Consider the following 19,169-nt stretch of genomic DNA (forward strand, 5'->3'; position numbering starts at 1 on the left):
GTTTATCCTCCCTGGGTGGCTTTAATAATGATGATTTTATCGCCCCGATTGAGCTTGTGGTTTTCCCATTGGGTTTTGGGAACAATAGCTTCGTTGATGGCAATGGCCAGCCCCCGGTCAGGGTGCTGCAAGACATCAGCGAGCAAAGCCCGCACATTGCAGTTATCAGGCACAATAAAATTTTGTTGATTAACGGTTACTTCCATTACGTTGCATTAAAATTTCAACTGTAGGAATGTCCCCGTATTAGGAAAGAAAAAACAACACCAATAGTGTCGTCGTCACTTTTCCCTTCGCCAGCATTACCCGGATCAGGTTCAAAGGGTATTATCTCAGTCCGTCAGGACACCCCTAAAGTTGCAGTAAAGCTAAAGGAATAAAATTGATTAATCCAAATCAATTTTATGTTAAGACTGTCTGCTTACTACTGATGGTAATTTGTTTTAACGTGTAAGTGTGTTGAATGTCAAACGATTGAATGGTATTAATACTGGCGAAAATAATTTGAAAGCATCAGGCAAATTATCGTCAGCTTAACTCAAAATCCATAAAATAATAAACTACTTTCAACCTGATGTCAAATAATTGTTAATCGGCAAAATCGGGCCTGTCAATAAAAATAAGTATCTTATCTTAGCTGCAACTGAAGTATGAATGCATTAGTTGAATTAGTACAAACCTATGGGCTCTGGCTGGTATTTTTGATCACTCTTTTACAGAGTGTTGGATTGCCGCTGCCTGCATTTGCAGTATTGATTGTTACTACCGCTGTAACACCTGCAACCGAAGCTAATATCATCATACTCATTTTAACCGGATCACTGGGTACCTTAGCAGGCGACCTCATATTATATTTTGCCGGGAAGAGATACGGAACGGGGATCCTTGGGAAATTATGTAAAATTTCCATGTCACCGGATACCTGTGTTCGCAGCACCGGCGATATTTTTGAACGCTACGGCGCCCCGGCTTTAACCATTGTTAAATTTATTCCGGGGTTGTCAACACTGGCACCTGTTGTTGCCGGGGTTTATGCAATGCGGGTAACATTATTTGTGTTTTTTTCATCCATCGCAGCACTTATCTATCTCGGCGCGGCAGTGACGCTGGGCGCAGTTTTTCGGCATCAGGTTGGCGGTTTGATCTCTGCATTAAGTGATTATGGTAAGATGGGCGGTCTGTTTGTCGTCGTTTTATTTGGCTTATACCTTTTGTTCAAATGGCTGCGTCGTTATCGCCTTATCAGGCAGTTTGAAACGGATAGGTTAACTGTGAATGATTTGATAGAACTGATTGACGGAGAATCGAACCCTGTGATACTTGATGCACGTCCGATAGATCAGCGCACAAGAAATGGATTTATACCGGGCTCAGTCCCCATAGACGAAAACAGTTTTAATGATATTGCCGACCGATATGCCGGGCATAAGGAGATTGTTATTTATTGTTCGTGCCCGAATGAAATAACCGCTGCAAGATATGCAGAGAAATTGCGTAAAGTTGGCCTGAAGCGCATCCGGCCTTTAGTAGGAGGGATTGATGCATGGGCCCAATCAGGCCAGCAGGTTACATTTCTTTGAAGCCTATTCAAATTCAATTGTTTAATGTAGAGACGCATCATATGCGTCTTCCGCATACAGATGCCTGATGTTCATGAACTGTAAAGCAGCCTGGCCTAAGGGAGACGCATGTGATGCGTCTCTACATTAAAGCCATATCAGCGCTTGTTGCAAACGACCGCAAGATTAAAGCAATAAGCCCCCGCTAAATCTCCCCCGGAAGGGGAGACTTTTTTGATCGCATTTTTTTAAGCCCTCCCTTTCGGAGAGGTTTGGGTGGGGTTTTTACCCATTTCCTACACGCTGCATTTCATCGGCTGCACCAGTGTCGCGCTTGGCCGTTTTGAATGTTTTGCCGAAACGATAGGTGAAGGCGAGCACCACTACGCGGCTATCGCGCTTAATCTTAAAATACTCGGTGGCGTTGGGGAACTGCGTTAAGCCTTCCATGGCATTGGTATAGAATATATCGCGCATGCTCAACTTCAGGGTGGCCTTCTTTTTAAGTACCGACATGCCCAGCCCAGCCGAAAGTTGCCCGGTAGGGTATAGCCGTTCCTGCACATCGTTGCGGGCGCGGGTGGTATAAAAACCCGATACCTCGCCCGTAAAACGCTTGCCCATAGTGAACTGGTTGCTGGCGTTGAGGTTAAGCTGGTTAATATCTGATGTGTAATGATTGCCGTTAAAGCCGCTCAGCTTTTTGTAATTGTACAGTGCCTGTGCTGTTAGCGTCCACCAGTTGGTGGGGGAGGCCGTGACAGCTTCGGATACGCCGATGATATACGTGCGCCCCACGTTGCCCTGTGTATACAGCAAAATGCCCGCAAGGGTAGGGTCGCTCAAAAAGATCTGCGAAAAGTAGTTGTTGATATTGCTGTAAGATACCGTGGTGGTGAGCAGGTTTTTGTATTGATGGCTCAGCTCCAGGTTCCAGCTGTATTGGGGTAAAATATAAGGGTTGCCCGTTTGATAAGTGTACTTGTTAATGATAAAATAAAATGGGTTAAGCGTTTGGTAAACCGGGCGATCAATACGGCGGCTTACCGTTAAAGTAAAGCTATTTGCAGTATCGGCCTGGTAACTGAAATAGCCGCTGGGAAAAAAGCTGCCATAGTTGCGCGAAAAGGCCGAATCTTTTTGCAGCACGTTACCCAGTTGATGGGCGTGATAATCGGTATGCTCATAACGTAAACCTAACTGGTAGGAAATAGCCTTATGCTTGCGCTCCCATTGCGTATATATGGCGTGGATGTTCTCACTGTAAAGGAAATGGTTACTGCGGGTCAGGTCGTCGGTCCATTGGCCCGCATTGAGGTTTTGATAACCGGCGGAATTATCGGTACTGCTGTGTGCCGATTTCCAGCCCGCCTGAAATTGGCCATCGCTGTCGGTTTTAAGCGTATAGTCGGCTTTGCCAGTGAATATGTTGATGCCGGTGGGGATGTTGGCGCGCGTTGATTCGTTATAACCGCCGGAGGTTTGCAGGCGGTTGTTAAAGTTCTGATCGCTGGTAACGTTGTAGTGCAGCCAGTCGGCATCAGCGCTGATGTCCTGGGTTTTGCTGATGGCATGGCGGAGGCTCAGGCTCACCTGGCCGTTTTTAAACCGGCTGTTGTTGGCGTTATCAGTAGCAATGACCGAATCTGCCGCGCCACTTGGGTTAAGCCAGCGCGCCGAAGCCGTATTGTTGCCCTCGCGGTGGATCATGGTTCCGCCAAGTACGATGCCAACCGTTGTTTTAGGCGAAACTTCATAGTCCAGCCCCGCTTTGGCCGTATTGTTCAGCAGCGTGCCGGTGAAGTGCGATGGCTGGTCCAGCGTTGCGGTGGTGGCCCCGTCGGCGCCGGTGTATTTACGCAGCGCGTACAGGTTGGTAAGATACTTCTGCCGGCTGATATTGTAATTAAAGAAAGTGCTGACGCGCCCGGCGCGGTAATTGAGCGTGAGCGTGTTATTGGTTTTGAAGTAAACACCCTGCGCCGCCGTGGCCGTAACCGACCCGTTGAAACCCTTTTGCCGGTTCTTTTTGGTTTTAATGTTGATGATCCCCGCATTGCCGCTGGCATCATACCTGGCCGTAGGGTTGGCAATCAGCTCAATCTGCGCCACCTGGGTGGAGCTCATGCTGCTGAGCAGGTTGTTAAGGTCGGCGCCGGAGAGGTAGGTTGGCTTGCCGTCTATCATCACCAGCACCCCGGGCTTGCCCTGTAAAGAAATGCCGCCATTACGGTCGACCATTACTCCCGGCGATTTCTCCAATACCTCCAGTACCGTGGCGCCCACATTGGTTACCGAGGCATCAACGTTTACGATTACCTTTCCCTGCTTCACTTCTACCGGCGGCGTTTTGGCGGTGATGTTCACCTCTTTCAGTACAGTGCTCAGGGCTTGTATGCGGATGGTATCCTGCTTTATATTCTCCGCAATGGTATAGCTGCGGGTGGTTTGGGGCTGATATCCCGTATAAGTTACCGAGAAGCTGAATGCTCCCTGCGTAATGTTCTGAAACCTGGCCTGGCCGCGGGCGTTAGTTACCATCATACTGGCCTGCTTATTAGCCTGCATCAGTTTAACGGTGGCACCATCGGCGGGCTGGGCATTTTCTTTAACAACTATCAGCGTAAACTGCTGCGCAAAGCCGCCCAGGGGTAACAGGGCCAGTAGAAAGAGTAAAAGTTTACGGGTCATTCAGTCAATTCAAATAATCCCGTAAGATAATCAGGCTGAGGTAGATGTTTGCAATTTAAGGTGCGAAAATATGGGTGAAAATCACTTTTTTATCCCGCTGTTTCAATACGGCGTATTTGAAAGCCATAAACACGCCACGCTTTTTCCCGGCGCTGCATAACCGCGCCGGTTTTGGAACTATTGGGGTTAACGCCTTACGCGGTTTACATTAAAAGCAACCAGGTATTCGTACACCGGTTTGGGTGCAAAACGATCTGACGATATCACTGTTTGTGCCTTCATCACCTGGTTCAATTGCGTTTTTACCAGGGCAAAAGTCGCTTTTAACAGTTCGGGCAGTACGCTTGTCGCTACTGTGGGATAGTACTGTTTCTCAAAAGCTTTTTTCTCAGCGGCGGTAGCCATTTGTACCTCCCAATGCTCGTCGGGTTTAAAACCATTCTCTAAAGCAGTATTACCCAGGTCATAAATATATTCGCTGGCTTTGTAGTGTGCTGTTTGTTTATCGGTCATTCTGATATTTATTTTATGAGGATTTATCTTGTTTATTGTTGCAATGGTTAATTAAGCCTTAGCTCGCTTTAGCGACTTTGACAGCGGTAGGCCCCTTTTGCCCCTGTTCTATTTCAAAGGTAACTTTGTCATTTTCTTTGATGGCAAAAGAAGCCGCGTTGACATGAACAAAAATGCTTTCCTGGGTTTGCAGATCTTTGATGAAACCGAACCCTTTAGATTCATTAAAGAATGTTACTGTGCCTTTTCTTACAATTTCTACTTCAACTTCCTCCTGTTTGGGTGTACCAATGAGGATGTCCTGCGCCAATACCTTTTTTCGGTTACCGGGGTCCTGGGGCACGGAGGTAATGTTGCCGTTTGCGTCAACATAGGCCAGCATATCTTCAAAACCCTGTCCTTTAACAGCGTTGGCTTTGCGATCTTCGGCCTTTTCTTTTTTGTCCTGTTGTTTTTTGAGCTTTTTCTTTTCGCGCTCTTTCTTGTTAAATGTTTCGGTGGATCTACCCATGTTTTTGATTAAGTGTAACAAAAAAGCATCCCCCCGGATGGGAGGATGCTTTTAAAATGATGATATAGTGATTAAGCTATTTTTACATTTACTGCATTCGGACCTTTACGGCCCTCTTCAACGTCATAACTAACGGCGCTGTTCTCACGAACATTGTCAATCAGACCTGTTGAATGAACGAAGATTTCGCTGCCACCATTATTAGGTGTGATAAATCCGAAACCTTTGGCTTCATTAAAAAATTTCACTGTTCCTTGTTGCATTATATTGTTATTAATAAGTGTGCAATATAACTATAATTATTGGTGTATTTTACTATTCGTAAAATTATTTAACATTTATTTAATTTGTCGCTGCGAAAAAGGGCCTGGAGCGCTGTTTAAAGGATGTTTTTGGAGTATCTTCGATTTTCTTGAGAAACCGTTGTTGCTCCTTTTTCATAAAATAGGATGTATACCTGCATGCTGATCGTTTTGCTTTGCATCTGGCGTTGTGATCTCCGCAACCCAGAAAATTGGTTTAAATAAAACTTTATTTACCTGAACGCGGGCCACAAGCGAGGACGCTTGCGGCAGCGGGGGAGGATACTTGCGGCAGCCGGGGTAGTTATTGTTAAGACTTACAAGAGCTAATTAACTCTGGGTTGGTTTAATTAAAGTCATGAGTATGCCATGCAGTTGTCGGCGCTACATATTCGCGTTAGTTGCATTGCAACGGTGGTCTTAGCGGGCGTAAATTACCTACAGGTGTTCTTATACAATTGGTTTATAGATTTTGTTTGTGGAAGATTTTATTTGTTACTTGTTAAGTATTCTTCCATTTTTTTATTTTGTTTTTAATATAAATTACTACTTTTGTTTTAAAATGGAAGATTGTATTAAATATTAACTAAAAATCTTCCAATAGTAAACTAACTATGGATCAAATATTAAAAGACCTTTCAATTGATTTTATTCAATTAGCCAGGACGGCGTTGACAGGTAGGCAGCAGGACGTTCAACTCATCATACATCGAGCCTCAAAGAAGTTTAAGGAATTCAATCCGGAACTAACGGAATCGTTAATTGCCTTGCTGCACGAATCTCCAACAAGAACAACGCCGCTTAGGAAACATGCAGAAACGCCACTTCCCGTTGATTTAGACTCCCGTTTACAGTTGCTAAGATTAGAAAGTAACATTCCAGATCATGAACCTATATTGGCTGACCGTATACAATCTGGCTTGAATCAAGTACTTTCGGAAAGGAGAAATACTAAAGCGCTTTTAAAGCACGGCTTAAATCCAACTAAATCCATTCTTTTTAACGGGCCTCCGGGCGTGGGGAAAACCATGGCTGCGAAATGGATCGCAGCCAAATTAAATAAACCATTACTTATACTGGATCTTGCTGCGGTGATGAGTAGCTTTTTAGGCAGGACTGGTAATAATATACGTTTCGTTTTAGATTATGCCAAAAATACCGATTGTATATTGCTGCTTGACGAATTGGATGCAATAGCAAAACGCAGGGATGATAGTACTGAAATCGGTGAGTTGAAGCGCCTTGTAACGGTGTTATTGCAGGAAATTGATGATTGGCCTTCTACTGGTTTGCTGATTGCCGCGACGAACCATCCCGATCTCTTAGACCCCGCTGTATGGAGACGGTTTGAAATGGTTCTCAATTTTGATAATCCAAGTACAGAACAAATTGAACAACAAGTGAACGTCCTCTTACGCGATTATTTAAAACAAACAGATGAATGGAGCAAAATTTTATCACACGTATTTTTCGGTTCATCCTTTAGTGAAATTGAGAGGCAGATAAACCAATTAAGAAGGAGTGCTGCTGTTGAGGGAGCTTCCTTAGATACCAAATTGGAACAACTCGTCACATTAGGTAGTGATATGACCAAGGATCAGAAGATTGAACTTGCCCGTGCTTTATATGACAGTGGTATTGTGTCACAGCGTAGAGCTCAACAGCTTACCGGCGTTGCGAGGGAGACAATTAGAAAAAATATAAAAAAAATTAAAAATTAATAGAGCATAATATGGCAAAGATCAATTTTCTTTTAGGTAAAGGCGAACGTTTAACCGAAGATGTTAAAGTAATCAGCGGAGGTGGCCCTAAAGCCGCGCCGTACACTTTTTTGGAAGCAAAAACCCGGCTCCAACCCATGCTTCAGGACGTTGCCGGAAAGATAGCTGATCTGCCAGACGATGCCTGCCCCAATGATTATGCGGTAGCGACGATAACACTTAACCCTGAATACATTGCAAAATCCTATCATCCAGCAGAACTTCTCCGCGCTGTTGGTCTTGTGGCTGTGGGAAGCAAACCAAGACAGGTAGTGCCTGCAAAGCGTAGCAAAGGTAGAGAACCGGAGAAGTCCCTGACTACCGAGCTTTTTGTGTATGGCAAGCGTCAGGCCTTTCGCAAATGGGCAACGGAGTTTTCAGGTTGGAGTGAATACCAAGATGGCGCTTCCCAAATCATTGAGATCGAAGAAATTTCTTTTCCTGAACCAGCAAATAAGATTAAAGATTTTGAAGACGGCGGAACAAAGATCGTTTTTGAGGTAGTATTACACATGAACGAAGCAATATCGGAAAGTTTTCAATTGGGTAATTTTAGAAAATACCTGAATAACCTAAATATTAATCCCAGCTTTGAAAGGAGATTTTACGCCGGTGGTTTATGTTTTCTGGAGATCGAGGCTCCAGCTCCCTTGGCGGAAAGAGTAGCTGAATATAGCCTGATCCGTGTAATGAGAAAGATGCCCGAACTGCGTTTACTTCGTCCTACTATCAGGGCTTCAAGTACAGAAAACCGTGTATCAGTGAGCATGCCGAAGGTCGCGCCTTTAGACACCAACATTAAAGTTGCTATTTTTGACGGTGGTATCCCTAACGACCATGAACTCTGTGAATGGGCGACCCCTTATGAATATCCGGGTATGTTGCCAGCATCTGATGAACTATTGGCACATGGCGTAGGTGTAACCTCAGCGTTTCTTTTTGGCCATATTGACCCGAAAAAACCACTGCCACAGCCTTATTCTTACGTCGATCATTATCGTGTGCTCGATGATACTCCCGGCCAAAATCCTTATGAATTATATGAGGTGCTTAATCGTATTGATAATATTCTTACCACTAACCGATATGAATTTATCAATTTGAGTTTAGGTCCATGCGTACCTATAGATGATGATGAGGTACATGCCTGGACCGCAGTACTCGATGGTTATCTTGCTGATGGGGAAACGTTGGCGACTATAGCCGTCGGTAATGATGGCGAAGGAGACCCATTGATCAAAGCAAATCGGGTTCAGGTGCCGTCCGATTGTGTAAATGCGATAGCGGTCGGCGCTTGCGATGTTCCAGATGCTAACTGGCAACGGGCATCTTATAGCTCTGTCGGCCCTGGCAGAAGTCCGGGCCTGATCAAACCAGACCTCGTTGACTTTGGTGGTTCCATACAGCGCCCTTTTCTGACTTTAGACCATGTAGATGGCCTGAAATTAGTACCAACCGGCGGCACAAGCTTTTCTTCACCTGCCACCTTGCGTTTAGGTACCGGTGTAAGGGCGCATTTCGGAAATTCGTTGAACGCCCTGGCGATTAAAACATTGTTGATCCATTCTGCGGAACGCTCCGATCTGCACATGTATGAGGTGGGTTGGGGACGTATTGCCCGTCAATTGGATGATATTGTTGTTTGTGAGAATCATGTAATGCGGGTTGTATTTCAGGGTAGTATTAGTGCCTCTAAATATGTAAGAGTACCAATACCGCTGCCGCCAGGTGCTTTATCGGGGATGGTTACCATAAAAGCAACGCTTTGTTATGCCACGGATGTCGATCCGCATCACCCTGGTAATTACACCCGAAGTGGTTTAGAAGTAACTTTTCGGCCTAATAAAGATAACCGGAGAAAAGTTCAGGAGGGGGAGAATGAGCCAATGCACGCAATTAGCAAGGCTTTTTTTGGGAATACCTCCAAAGCGGCTCAAACAGAAGATGAGTTGCGCAGAGATGCCTGGAAATGGGAGAATTGCATGCATGCAGTGAATCGTTTTAGGGGTACTGGGCTTAATGAACCAGTATTTGACATTCATTATAATGCAAGAGCAGAGGGACACAACGATACAAGGAATCAGGTATTGCAATATGCTTTAGTTATCACTGTCGAAGCCCCCAAAGTTGCTGATCTATACGATCAGGTTGTCCGTAGGTACGCAACACAACTGGAACAGTTACAACCAGTAATTGATATACCATTACAGATTAGAAGATCGTAATATTAAAAGATGAAGAGGGCCAGACTGCTAAGTCGGGACTTCTTGTATAATATTTTATAGCAATCCTTTTTAACAGCCCCTAACCGGTGCGAGTATGCAGTGTTGAATGCTATAAGCGCTGCATACTTGCGCCGGTTATAGGCCAGTAGCGAGGCCATTTCCCAATAGCAAATAATACGCTATTGCGAATAATTTTACTTCCCCCCAATCCCGCTAATAATCCGCTCAATCTGGTTCAACTGTTCTTTACTCAACTGTTTCAGGTTTTCCTGGCTTAATATGGTCTTGTTTATTTGCAGGTAGTTGTTTTGCTCGTTGATAACCGTGTTGGGCTGGCGTTTATTTATAGCGCCAACCGTTTCAAAATAAAGCCGGGCGGCTTTTACATCGCCGTTGCAGGCAAGTTTACAAACGTTGGCCAGTATTTTAGGGACCATATATTTAAACTGTTCCATTTCGGCAAGGTATTGCGGATGTGTTTTATAGCCTGTAAGGTGTTTGGCAACAGTTTGCCGGCTCAGTCCGCACTCCCGCGCTATTACAAATTTAGGGGGCATGGAGCCATTTTGGGCAATCAGCTTTTCGATGGCCCGGCCAATCAATAAGTGGTTTTGTTCCCAGATCTGCTCATTGGTGCATGGCAGCATGATCTCCGCTATTTTATCTATAAACTTGTCCCGTTCTTCATCCGTTAAGCGGTGCAGCATTTCGGTACTAAATTCGGCAATGTAATTGCGTTCAGCATCGTTCAAATCTTCAATATCTGCTAAGGTGATCTTCTGCAGGCCCAATACACGGTCAAGCTTCTCTCTTGAAGGCGTTAAATTTGATAAGGTATTTTCAGGTTCCATCAGGTTTGGCAATCTTTTAAATAAAGATCGGAAATTTATTAGAAAAATGCTAATAGTTTTAGTAAAAATACAGTGTTAACCCGGTGGTTTTGTATATGACTTTGATTATCAGTGTATTAGCTGTAAGGTCACTTCCTGATTGAAAAATAGTGTAACCCCGGTTAATTTTATTTAATTGATTATCAGTTGTTTGTAAGCCGATTTTTGAAATTGTGTTAACCCTGTTAACCCCCCTCTGGTGCTATGGATATACAAGGTAAACCCTTATGGCATCGCGGGCAAATTAACTATTGGTTCAGGCCAGCTGAAGAGGGCAAGCCCATTCGCCCGAAAACTTAAATTAAATGCGAAAAGCCGGGCAACTCCCGACTTTTCGCATTTAATGATATATTTGAATTGAACTTCAGCTCAATGACCTATTTACGCTTCGACAGCCTGATGACGTTGACAGAGTAAGGCTGAAAGGTGTGTTTGAATGACCGGCCGAGTCCCGTTATGGTCGACGTAACCGGCACGATTTTATTAGGCTCGTCAATTGTATTGGTATCTTCCGGTTTATCGCCCTTTAGTATTACCAGGGTGCCATTTGCAGCCACATCTCCGCCTTTCAGGCTGATGGTTATTTCCTGGGCCATATCGTCGGTATTCACCACCTTCAGATATATGTTTTTAGCATCCTGGGTACAAACAAAAAATAACGCCGGACGCTCGGCTTTAGGGCGCCGCGCGTTTGCCGGCCAATGGCTTATGCCGGCGGTGTCTTTAACCGCCGGTTTGCGTAAGGGGGCATTTTCTGCTGTTATTGGCACCACCTTGGTACCAAGGTAGCTGCCGAACATTTTTTGCACATAATAGGATGGGGATCCATAACTTTTAAGGGCAGTATAACCAATCAGATCAGAATCCCATTGCCAGGCTTTAGGCTGGCCATTGCCTGCCTGGTTTACGTTCACAAATAAGGGTGCATAGCATGACCGCTCCACCAGGTCGCTGTTGCGTTCCATCCCGGTCATCCAGGCGGCATCCCCGAGGGCCGCATTCAGGTTAGTGGTAGGCGCGCCTTCGCGGGTGGCCCATTCGCCCACAAATATTTTAGGGCTGGTTGCACGGTTATAACTATCGTACTTCGCCGCGTCTTCTTCCATCTGCCAGGCCGATTGGTAATAATGCTCATCAACCATTTCGGGTTTAACACTGGTCACCTTATCGGGCTTATAACTTTCTATGGTTGAGATACAGCGTAACTGGGGGTATTTAGCTTTTATAGCAGCCTGAAATTGTTTAAAGCGCCCATCGTAACTATGCGACCTGTCGAACCAGTCCTCATTGCCTATCTCTATATCTGTCAGTTTAAAAGGGGCGGGATGGCCGTCGGCCGCCCGTTTTGCACCCCAGTAAGTTTTGGTATCGCCAATACAATACTCAATTTCATCCAGCGCGTCTTTAACATATGGCTCCAATAAAGGCCCCGCATCTATGTGGTCACCACGTAATGAGTAACCGGCGAAAACTGCTAAAAGCGGTTCCATTTTTAAATCTTCACACCACTCTAAAAATTCCAGCAGGCCCATACCGTCGCTTGCCCGGTACCCCCAGCTGCCTGTATGGCCGGGGCGCTGTTCCAGCGGGCCTAAGGTTGTTTTCCATGGGAAGGCATCACCCAGGTACGGCCCCTCTAAAAAGTTGCCTCCCGGAAAGCGAAGAAAAGTAGGCCTCATATCGGCCATCATCTGCATTAAATCAATGCGATTGCCATTTGGCCTGTTTTTATACGTTGGGGGAAATAAGGAAACGAGGTTAAAATAGTAAGTGCCTGTCCGGGTAGATGAAATCACAAAACGCGCGTCGGCAGTAGGTTTAATATTTGCAGCGGTTGTGATGGTTAACTCATGCTTTTTCCAGTAAATGCTTTTTTCGAGGTTGATTGTGCCCCTTGCGTAAGTTGTTTTGCCATCGGTGCTTTCCAAACTAATGTTGATAATACCGGGGCCATCTTCAGTAACCACTGTTGCTGGCGGAGCAGCGTCGGGCCGGTTACCCCGCGGAAAATTGACAGTGCCGGTTTTGATATAAAATGAGCAGCGATAAGTAGTTGACGGTGCAACCGGAATACCCCAAAAGCCATTGTTGGCAATGCCCGCACGGTTACCGTTTGCCTGGCTAACCGTAAGCTTAAGGCAGGTTGTAAGTGCCGCGTTAATAGCATTGCGCCCCTGGTCAAAAGGCACATTGGCCGGATCGGCACCAATCAGTTGTATCGATGCCTTGCTATCGCCATCCTGAACAACGCTCCAGCCATCGGGCTGAGTTGGGTTATCCTTAAAAACCCGGTTACGGATCAGCTCGGCATACAAACCTCCGTCATAGGAATGATTGATCTCCTCGGTCATAAGTCCGTAAAGCTTCGGACTTACGTTCACACCTTTGGTAAGATCCAGGTTGAGGCGGGTTTGCGCCTGTAAACCACCGAATGCACTTAAGCATAAAGCAGATAAGAATAATAGCTTTTTTGTCATTGTTGGTATTCCTTAATTATTCTGAAATGGTGACCAGGCTGATGCATCACTATTTTATTGTGTATTACTGATATGGAAAAAATCAAAATCAACATAACCGCCCGACTGCCTGGTTGCATAGTTAAACAGGCCAAAGCGATATCCCATAAAATGGGGGAGCGTATAAACCATTTGCAGCGGTGTGCCAATAGGTTCCCATTTGCGCCCGTCGAGACTATAAAAAAAGTAGGCTTTGTCTGCCCTGTTAGTAAAATCGCAGCTTGCTTTAAGGTAAATGGTTGTTTGCTTTAGAGGTATACTGGCCGCTTCAATAGCCGATCCGGATTGCGCGCTGATCATAACTATTTGTTTAGAGCCATGATCTGATTTTACACCAACGAAGCCGTACTTTTTTTGCAGTAAAACCAGCCCTGCAAAATCTCCATCCTTGATGTTGGAAACATCAATTAAAGTTATTCCTGAACATTGGGGGCCAATAGTGCGCTGCGTTAAGGTGTTACGTGCCGATAGTACCGTGCTGTCCATTCGCCCGGTGGTTAATCTCAGGTAGCCGGGCCGCTTTTTTAACGACCATAACTGATCGTCCGGATTGTGGTTCCATTGCCATACCAAAGGCAGCACTGGCTCGCCGTTTTTACGGCTAAATTCATCCGGGGATACAAGGCCCGGTATCAGGCTTTTATTCGTGGGTAAATCCAGCGTATCTGGTGCCTTGTGATCAACACCCAATACAGGCCATCCATCTGTCCAGGTAACCGGTACCAGGTATGGCACCCTGCCAACGGCACCAAAATCACGGAATAAATAGGCATACCAATCGCCTTTAGGGGTATTGATAAGCCCGCCCTGGGCCACGCCTTTATCCTGAAGCCCTACCTGCCCTTCATAAGGACCGGTCAACTTGTCGGCCCGGTGGATTAAAACGGTACGCATTCCCCCTTTAGGCCAGCTGATATTGAAAAGGTAATATTTCCCCTTAATTTTGAATAGTTGTGAGCCTTCGGCAGGCAAACCAATATTGGGACCGGCAGCAGCGCTTGCATTCTCGATCAGGATTTGCGGTTTTTTATCAGGATTGACGCCAGACAGGTCATCATTCAGTTCGGCCAGCATGATCTTGCCGCTCCCATAGATCATATAAGCTTTGCCGTCATCATCAAAAAAAAGTGAGTGGTCATGTAATGCCGGTTTAAAGGACATTTCTTTCCATGCGCCTTTTTCAATGTTTTTTGTGCTGTAGATATAGGTTTTATTGGTAGTGCCCGAAAATGTAGAAACGTAAAAAGTACCGTTATGATAACGCAAGCTGCTTGCCCATGAGCCCCTGCCATATGCGTTTGCTCCGTTTGCCAGGTTAAGGGCATCCCCACCATCAAGCGTATTATACGCGTAACTTACAATACGCCAGTTTACCAAATCTTTTGATTTCATGATTGGCAGCCCGGGACTGAGATGCATTGTGGTGCTGCTTGCATAATAAGTATCGCCAACCCTGATCATCGATACATCCGGAACGTCTGCATATATGATAGGATTTTGTGCTGTTTGCGCGTTTAAAGGCATAATTGCCAGTCGCCATAAAAGGCAGGTAACTGTCAGTTTAAGAAATGCGATATTTTTTGTTTTCATTCATTTTACGTTAAAAGTTAACCACTGCTCCATATGCCTTTTTTCGCTGAAGTTTTTCATCAAACAATAGCGGGTAGGCTTTGATAACTTTGCGAGTTGTGCCCTCGGTCGCAGCTGCGCCTCCGGCAATACCGCCACCACGGAAATCAAGCCAGCTGTACCGGTCTGATACATTCCAAAAAGTAACTCCGGTTATTACCTTTTTGTATTTCCTGAATATTTCAAAAATAGTCTTATACCTTTCGGTTTGCTGAGCGGCCATAGTTTCCGTATAAGCGGAATCCGTTAGCGCTTGATCGCCTGCTTTACGCGGTGGGCCTGTACGTACCGTAACATCCAGCTCCGTGATCTGTAGCTTTAATCCAAGTGCTGCATACTTATCCATAGCTTCAGTTATTTGTTGCAAACTGGGGTCATTTAATTTCCAGTGGCCCTGCAAGCCTACTCCGGTTACCGGTACACCGGCATCTTTAAGGTTCCTGAGCAATTTACAAATCTTATCCCGTTTGGATGGAACCTCACTGTTGTAATCGTTGTAAAAAAGCTGGGCCTCCGGGTCGGCTTCATGGGCGTATTCAAACGCTTTGGCAATAAAATCCTCGCCGCAGATCTGGTACCATAATGAGTTACGCAGATAGTTGTCGGGTTTATCATCAATGGCTTCGTTAACTACGTCCCACGCGTATATTTTACCCTTAAAATGATTGACTACCGTGGTAATATGATCCTTAAGCCGCTTCAGCAACACATCTTTACTTACCTGTTTGCCCGTGCTGTCTTTAAACATCCACGCAGGTGCCTGCGCATGCCAAAGCAAATTATGGCCCCTGATTTTCATGTGGTGCTCTTGCGCGAATGCTACGATAGCGTCGGCGTTTTTCCAGTTATATTCATTTTCGCGCGGATGAATGGGGCCCATTTTCATATCGTTTTCCGGCGTAACACTGTTAAACTCCTTTGCAATCAGTTCTGCTTCAGGTCCGTTTATTGCGGCCATGTTAACAGCTACGCCAATAGGGAAGTAACTTCGGTAATAATCTTTCAATCCCTTATCAGCCTTATGTGATGAGGTTGTAGCCCGGCCATAATCTGCGTTATGATGTAGTGCCTGTCGGTTCGTAAAGGATACCAGAGCGGCAAATCCAGTTAGTAACAGCGGGAATTTTAATGTTGTAATCGTTTTAAATTTCATGTTGGATCAGTTGCAGGTGTAATTTTAATTTATTTGAAACTTATCCAGTCGATATTAACGCCGGTGCCGCTTTTTAATACTATTACCAGGTTGGCGGTTTTAGATGGGAGAGAAGCGAGGCGGGTTTGTATAACTTGCCAATCGTTCCCTTCGGCAATGTTTGCCGAAGCCAATATACGTCCGTTGGGATCGCCAAGCCGCACTTCTATAGTTGCTTTACTTGCTGCATTTGCCAGGATCTGCAATTCTTTAAACTTTTTGCCTTCGAAGTCAACAAGATTGTAACGGATCCAACTACCTGCATTGTTGAACGTAGTTTTCCAGCCGTCAAATCTTTTTGCGGTATCAAGAAAGGAGATTTTAACGGTACTGTCCTTATCGCTGTACCTGTCTATCTGTATTTTTTCTGAGGCTTTGGTGATCCCCACGCCACGCAGGGTCGGAATAACTTTTTTGATCGTTCCGTCGGCGTTAAAAAACAGGCTGTCGCACCTTATCGACCTGTTTTTGTCGAAATTCGGCGATAGGTCGTCGTTGTGGTAAAACAAGTACCATTGATTTTTAAACTGGATGATTGACTGGTGATTGGTCCAGCAGCCGGAAGCCGACTCATCCATGATCACGCCTGCAAATTTAAAAGGCCCCATCGGGTTGTTGCCGGTAGCATACTCCAATCGCTCAATCTTATTGGCCACATGCGGATAGGTGAGGTAATAAATGCCATTGCGTTCAAACAGGTAAGGGCCTTCTTTCAGCCCTTTATCAGGCAGTTGGGCTAAAATTATTGGTTCTGAAGCAAGTTCCAGCATGTTTTCTTTAAGTTTTGCAGCATACAGGTTCCCCTGTGCCCAATACAAGTAGGCTTGTCCGTCTTTATCAATAAATACATTAGGATCTATGCCATGCACCCCTTTTATAGGTTCTGGCTGAGGGGTAAACGGTCCATAAGGTTTATCGGCCACGGCAACACCAATTGTAAAGCCGCGACCGTTTTCGCTGCCTTTCATGGTAGTAGGGAAGTACATATAATATTTGCCGTTGCGGAAAATGCAGTCGGGAGCCCACATGCTGTACGAAGCAGGGTCGGCCCAGGGCACTGTTGTTTGACTGATGATCATGCCGTGATCAGTCCAGTCGGTGAGGTTTGCTGATGAAAAAACGTGGTAATCTTCCATGCAAAACCAACCAGGGCGACCATGGCCAGGCGTTGCCTTAATATCATGCGATGGATAAACGTACACCCTGTCGCCAAAAACGCGGGCTGAGGGATCGGCCGTAAACTGGTCCCTGATTAATGGATTTTGCGCTATGGATTGCCCGGCGAAGCCCAGTACTGATCCGAATAGCAATAGCCAGAACTTAATATTTTTCATGAACGGAATGTCTTTGATCTGATTTTTTTGATCATTAATTATTTAAACAGAATGGGGGCAAATTTGTAAAGATCATTTCGCCAAACAGGCCAGGTATGACCTCCCGGATACTCGTAATAAGTATGTTTTATCTTCATCTCATCCAGCTTGCCCAGCATAACCTGGCAGTTTTTATACGCGATATCCTCCTTGCCGCCCATCGCAATCCAGAATGCTTTTAGGCTGCTGTTGATTTTGGCAGCATTTTTCTTCATAAAGTCATACTGCGTGTCAGCGATGCTGTTTTGTACAGGTAAAATCCACCCCGAGCTGAATACACCGAGGTAACTGAATGTATCAGTATTGTAGATACCTGTATATAGCGTGTTGAGACCGCCCATAGAAAGCCCGGCCAGCGCACGGCCTTGCGGGGTACGGTTAACCCGGTAATTCTTTTCTATAAAGGGAATAATGCATTGTTTTATTTCATTTGCAAAGGTTTTGAGGCCGGCTTCACCAAAACCTCCGCCGAAATTGGCATCGGGCATTACCACTAACATGGGTTTCGCTTGTCCGGCCGCAATCAGGTTATCCATGATCATATTGGTTTTGCCCTGGGTTGCCCAACCGGTTTCGTCCTCGCCGCCGCCATGTAATATATACAGCGCGGGGTATTTAACCTGGCTTGCATCATAACCAGGCGGAGTATAAATAAACAGCCTTCGCCATGATTTGGTGACAGTTGAAAAATAAGTTTTGATGCGGATATCGCCATGCGGAACGTTTTTTAGCGCATAATAATCGCCGCCGTCAAATGGTATTTCTATGCCGCTGGCCATGCGCCCCATGCCATAAAAGGTTTGACTGGAAGGATCGGTTGTAGCAACGCCATCTATAATCAACGAATAATAATGGAAGCCTTCACCAATTGAATCTGTTGTAGCTGTCCAATAACCGGCCGTGTCTTTTACCATGTCATATTTCTTGCCCAGATCAACCTGAACTTTTTGAGCATCCGGCGCCTTGACACGGAAAAGCACCCGGTGGTCGGGCTGGATAAAAGGATATTTTGAGCCTCTGATATTGGTAGATGCAGGGCCGCCCGAGATCATCATGTTATATTTATCGATATCAACAGGTTTGAACAGAAATTGCGAAAACAGGTAAAGATCATTTTTCCAAACTTTAAAGTCGTGGATTCCCGGCTCGACATTGAAGATATGCGGCACATTTTTTTGCTCGAGGTAATCGTGGGTACGTTTACTGAACGACATTAACCCGTCGTGATCGCCGCAGGAGATCCAAAGCAGCTTAAGTTTGCTTTTGGCTGCATCGGGATCAGGTAACAGCTCTTCCGGTTTTTTAGTGTTGGGTGCCGACGAAAAGCCTCCAACCCAGGCAAATTTATCCAGGTTGCCCAGCCCAAAATTAAGTGACTGACCACCACCCATTGATAATCCGGCCAGTGCCCGATGCTCGCGGTCGGTATAAACTGGATATTTTTTTTGAATAAATGGGATCAGGTCATCCAGCAAGTCATGCTCAAAAGTTGCAAACGCGGCAACTTTATCCGGGGCCATTATATTGCCGGTGGCACGGTCGTCTTTCATGGCGCGGCCGTTGGGCAACACAACGATCATTGGTTCCAGTTTTTTATCGGCATACAAGTTATCCAATATCACCTGGGGCGTGCCCTGGTTAAGCCATTCAAATTCATCGCCGCCAATACCATGCAGCAGGTACAAAACAGGATATGTTTTTTTAGCGGTATAGCCAGGCGGCAGGTAAACTACCGCGCGCCGTTTGGAATCAACTGTTTTTGAGTTGTAGGTAACGGTGTCTAATTTTCCGTGTGCTATACCAGCGCGGTAAGTGTCGAAATCGGCCGGTGAATGTTTAAGAGCCGGCTGTGAAAGGGTCAGCAAGGCAGGCAAAATGCCGATGACGGTGAGGTAGGCTATCTTCTTCATAATTTTGTTGTCAGTTAATCCGCTAAACTGATTGCCTTTCGGATTAAAGACACTAAAGCGGGTTAAATTGTGTTAGTTTTTGCTCGTTTGAGGAATAC

Annotated in this window: 14 protein-coding genes and 1 riboswitch; of the genes, 3 read left to right on the forward strand and 11 right to left on the reverse strand. The window is 45.4% G+C overall.

The window, feature by feature from the left end; genetic code table 11:
- Positions 1-2: 2 nt before the first annotated feature.
- Positions 3-206: a sulfur carrier protein ThiS gene (gene thiS / locus ACEN82_RS09165; protein WP_090527528.1), complete on the reverse strand. Its 204-nt coding sequence runs from the start codon at positions 204-206 to the stop codon at positions 3-5.
- A 65-nt stretch (positions 207-271) separates the two neighbouring features.
- Positions 272-363: riboswitch (TPP riboswitch) on the reverse strand.
- 287 nt (positions 364-650) lie between these two features.
- On the opposite strand from thiS, the gene ACEN82_RS09170 reads away from it, so the two are divergent.
- Complete coding sequence (locus ACEN82_RS09170; protein WP_413318679.1) at positions 651-1,580, forward strand: rhodanese-like domain-containing protein; 930 nt, start codon at positions 651-653, stop codon at positions 1,578-1,580.
- A 264-nt stretch (positions 1,581-1,844) separates the two neighbouring features.
- Here ACEN82_RS09170 and ACEN82_RS09175 read toward each other — a convergent pair whose 3' ends face one another.
- The 4 genes from ACEN82_RS09175 to ACEN82_RS09190 form a co-directional block, all read right to left on the reverse strand.
- Entirely contained in the window at positions 1,845-4,250 is a 2,406-nt protein-coding gene (locus tag ACEN82_RS09175) for an outer membrane beta-barrel protein (RefSeq protein WP_413318677.1), read from the reverse strand.
- Between the two features lie 186 nt (positions 4,251-4,436).
- A complete protein-coding gene (locus ACEN82_RS09180; RefSeq protein ID WP_413318675.1) occupies positions 4,437-4,763 on the reverse strand; it encodes a hypothetical protein in 327 nt (108 codons plus the stop codon).
- Between the two features lie 58 nt (positions 4,764-4,821).
- Entirely contained in the window at positions 4,822-5,274 is a 453-nt protein-coding gene (locus tag ACEN82_RS09185) for a cold-shock protein (protein ID WP_090527541.1), read from the reverse strand.
- Positions 5,275-5,345: 71 nt separating this feature from the next.
- Positions 5,346-5,537: a cold-shock protein gene (locus ACEN82_RS09190; RefSeq protein WP_090527544.1), complete on the reverse strand. Its 192-nt coding sequence runs from the start codon at positions 5,535-5,537 to the stop codon at positions 5,346-5,348.
- Positions 5,538-6,190: 653 nt separating this feature from the next.
- Between ACEN82_RS09190 and ACEN82_RS09195 the strand changes: the two genes are divergently transcribed.
- A complete protein-coding gene (locus tag ACEN82_RS09195) occupies positions 6,191-7,297 on the forward strand; it encodes an AAA family ATPase (RefSeq protein ID WP_413318672.1) in 1,107 nt (368 codons plus the stop codon).
- Between the two features lie 11 nt (positions 7,298-7,308).
- Positions 7,309-9,561 carry a S8 family peptidase gene (locus ACEN82_RS09200; RefSeq protein ID WP_413318670.1) on the forward strand — a complete coding sequence of 751 codons (2,253 nt, stop codon included), beginning with the start codon at positions 7,309-7,311 and terminating at the stop codon, positions 9,559-9,561.
- A 194-nt stretch (positions 9,562-9,755) separates the two neighbouring features.
- On the opposite strand, the gene ACEN82_RS09205 is transcribed toward ACEN82_RS09200, so the two are convergent.
- From ACEN82_RS09205 to ACEN82_RS09230, 6 genes are all read right to left on the reverse strand, one after another.
- Positions 9,756-10,412, reverse strand: a complete 657-nt coding sequence (locus ACEN82_RS09205; RefSeq protein ID WP_413318668.1) for a hypothetical protein — start codon at positions 10,410-10,412, stop codon at positions 9,756-9,758.
- Between the two features lie 416 nt (positions 10,413-10,828).
- A complete protein-coding gene (locus ACEN82_RS09210) occupies positions 10,829-12,928 on the reverse strand; it encodes an alpha-L-arabinofuranosidase family protein (RefSeq protein WP_413318666.1) in 2,100 nt (699 codons plus the stop codon).
- 54 nt (positions 12,929-12,982) lie between these two features.
- Positions 12,983-14,557: a glycoside hydrolase family 43 protein gene (locus ACEN82_RS09215; RefSeq protein WP_413318664.1), complete on the reverse strand. Its 1,575-nt coding sequence runs from the start codon at positions 14,555-14,557 to the stop codon at positions 12,983-12,985.
- A 10-nt stretch (positions 14,558-14,567) separates the two neighbouring features.
- Positions 14,568-15,749: an endo-1,4-beta-xylanase gene (locus ACEN82_RS09220; RefSeq protein ID WP_413318662.1), complete on the reverse strand. Its 1,182-nt coding sequence runs from the start codon at positions 15,747-15,749 to the stop codon at positions 14,568-14,570.
- Between the two features lie 29 nt (positions 15,750-15,778).
- Positions 15,779-17,122, reverse strand: a complete 1,344-nt coding sequence (locus tag ACEN82_RS09225; protein WP_413318660.1) for a family 43 glycosylhydrolase — start codon at positions 17,120-17,122, stop codon at positions 15,779-15,781.
- Between the two features lie 38 nt (positions 17,123-17,160).
- A complete protein-coding gene (locus ACEN82_RS09230; protein ID WP_413318658.1) occupies positions 17,161-19,071 on the reverse strand; it encodes an alpha/beta hydrolase-fold protein in 1,911 nt (636 codons plus the stop codon).
- Between the last annotated feature and the right edge of the window lie 98 nt (positions 19,072-19,169).

Source organism: Mucilaginibacter sp. Mucisp73 (assembly GCF_059491465.1).

Coding starts and splice junctions, on each gene's coding strand:
- thiS (WP_090527528.1), bottom strand. CDS start 206: ATGGAAGTAACCGTTAATCAACAAAATTTTATTGTGCCTGATAACTGC.
- ACEN82_RS09170 (WP_413318679.1), top strand. CDS start 651: ATGAATGCATTAGTTGAATTAGTACAAACCTATGGGCTCTGGCTGGTA.
- ACEN82_RS09175 (WP_413318677.1), bottom strand. CDS start 4,250: ATGACCCGTAAACTTTTACTCTTTCTACTGGCCCTGTTACCCCTGGGC.
- ACEN82_RS09180 (WP_413318675.1), bottom strand. CDS start 4,763: ATGACCGATAAACAAACAGCACACTACAAAGCCAGCGAATATATTTAT.
- ACEN82_RS09185 (WP_090527541.1), bottom strand. CDS start 5,274: ATGGGTAGATCCACCGAAACATTTAACAAGAAAGAGCGCGAAAAGAAA.
- ACEN82_RS09190 (WP_090527544.1), bottom strand. CDS start 5,537: ATGCAACAAGGAACAGTGAAATTTTTTAATGAAGCCAAAGGTTTCGGA.
- ACEN82_RS09195 (WP_413318672.1), top strand. CDS start 6,191: ATGGATCAAATATTAAAAGACCTTTCAATTGATTTTATTCAATTAGCC.
- ACEN82_RS09200 (WP_413318670.1), top strand. CDS start 7,309: ATGGCAAAGATCAATTTTCTTTTAGGTAAAGGCGAACGTTTAACCGAA.
- ACEN82_RS09205 (WP_413318668.1), bottom strand. CDS start 10,412: ATGGAACCTGAAAATACCTTATCAAATTTAACGCCTTCAAGAGAGAAG.
- ACEN82_RS09210 (WP_413318666.1), bottom strand. CDS start 12,928: ATGACAAAAAAGCTATTATTCTTATCTGCTTTATGCTTAAGTGCATTC.
- ACEN82_RS09215 (WP_413318664.1), bottom strand. CDS start 14,557: ATGAAAACAAAAAATATCGCATTTCTTAAACTGACAGTTACCTGCCTT.
- ACEN82_RS09220 (WP_413318662.1), bottom strand. CDS start 15,749: ATGAAATTTAAAACGATTACAACATTAAAATTCCCGCTGTTACTAACT.
- ACEN82_RS09225 (WP_413318660.1), bottom strand. CDS start 17,122: ATGAAAAATATTAAGTTCTGGCTATTGCTATTCGGATCAGTACTGGGC.
- ACEN82_RS09230 (WP_413318658.1), bottom strand. CDS start 19,071: ATGAAGAAGATAGCCTACCTCACCGTCATCGGCATTTTGCCTGCCTTG.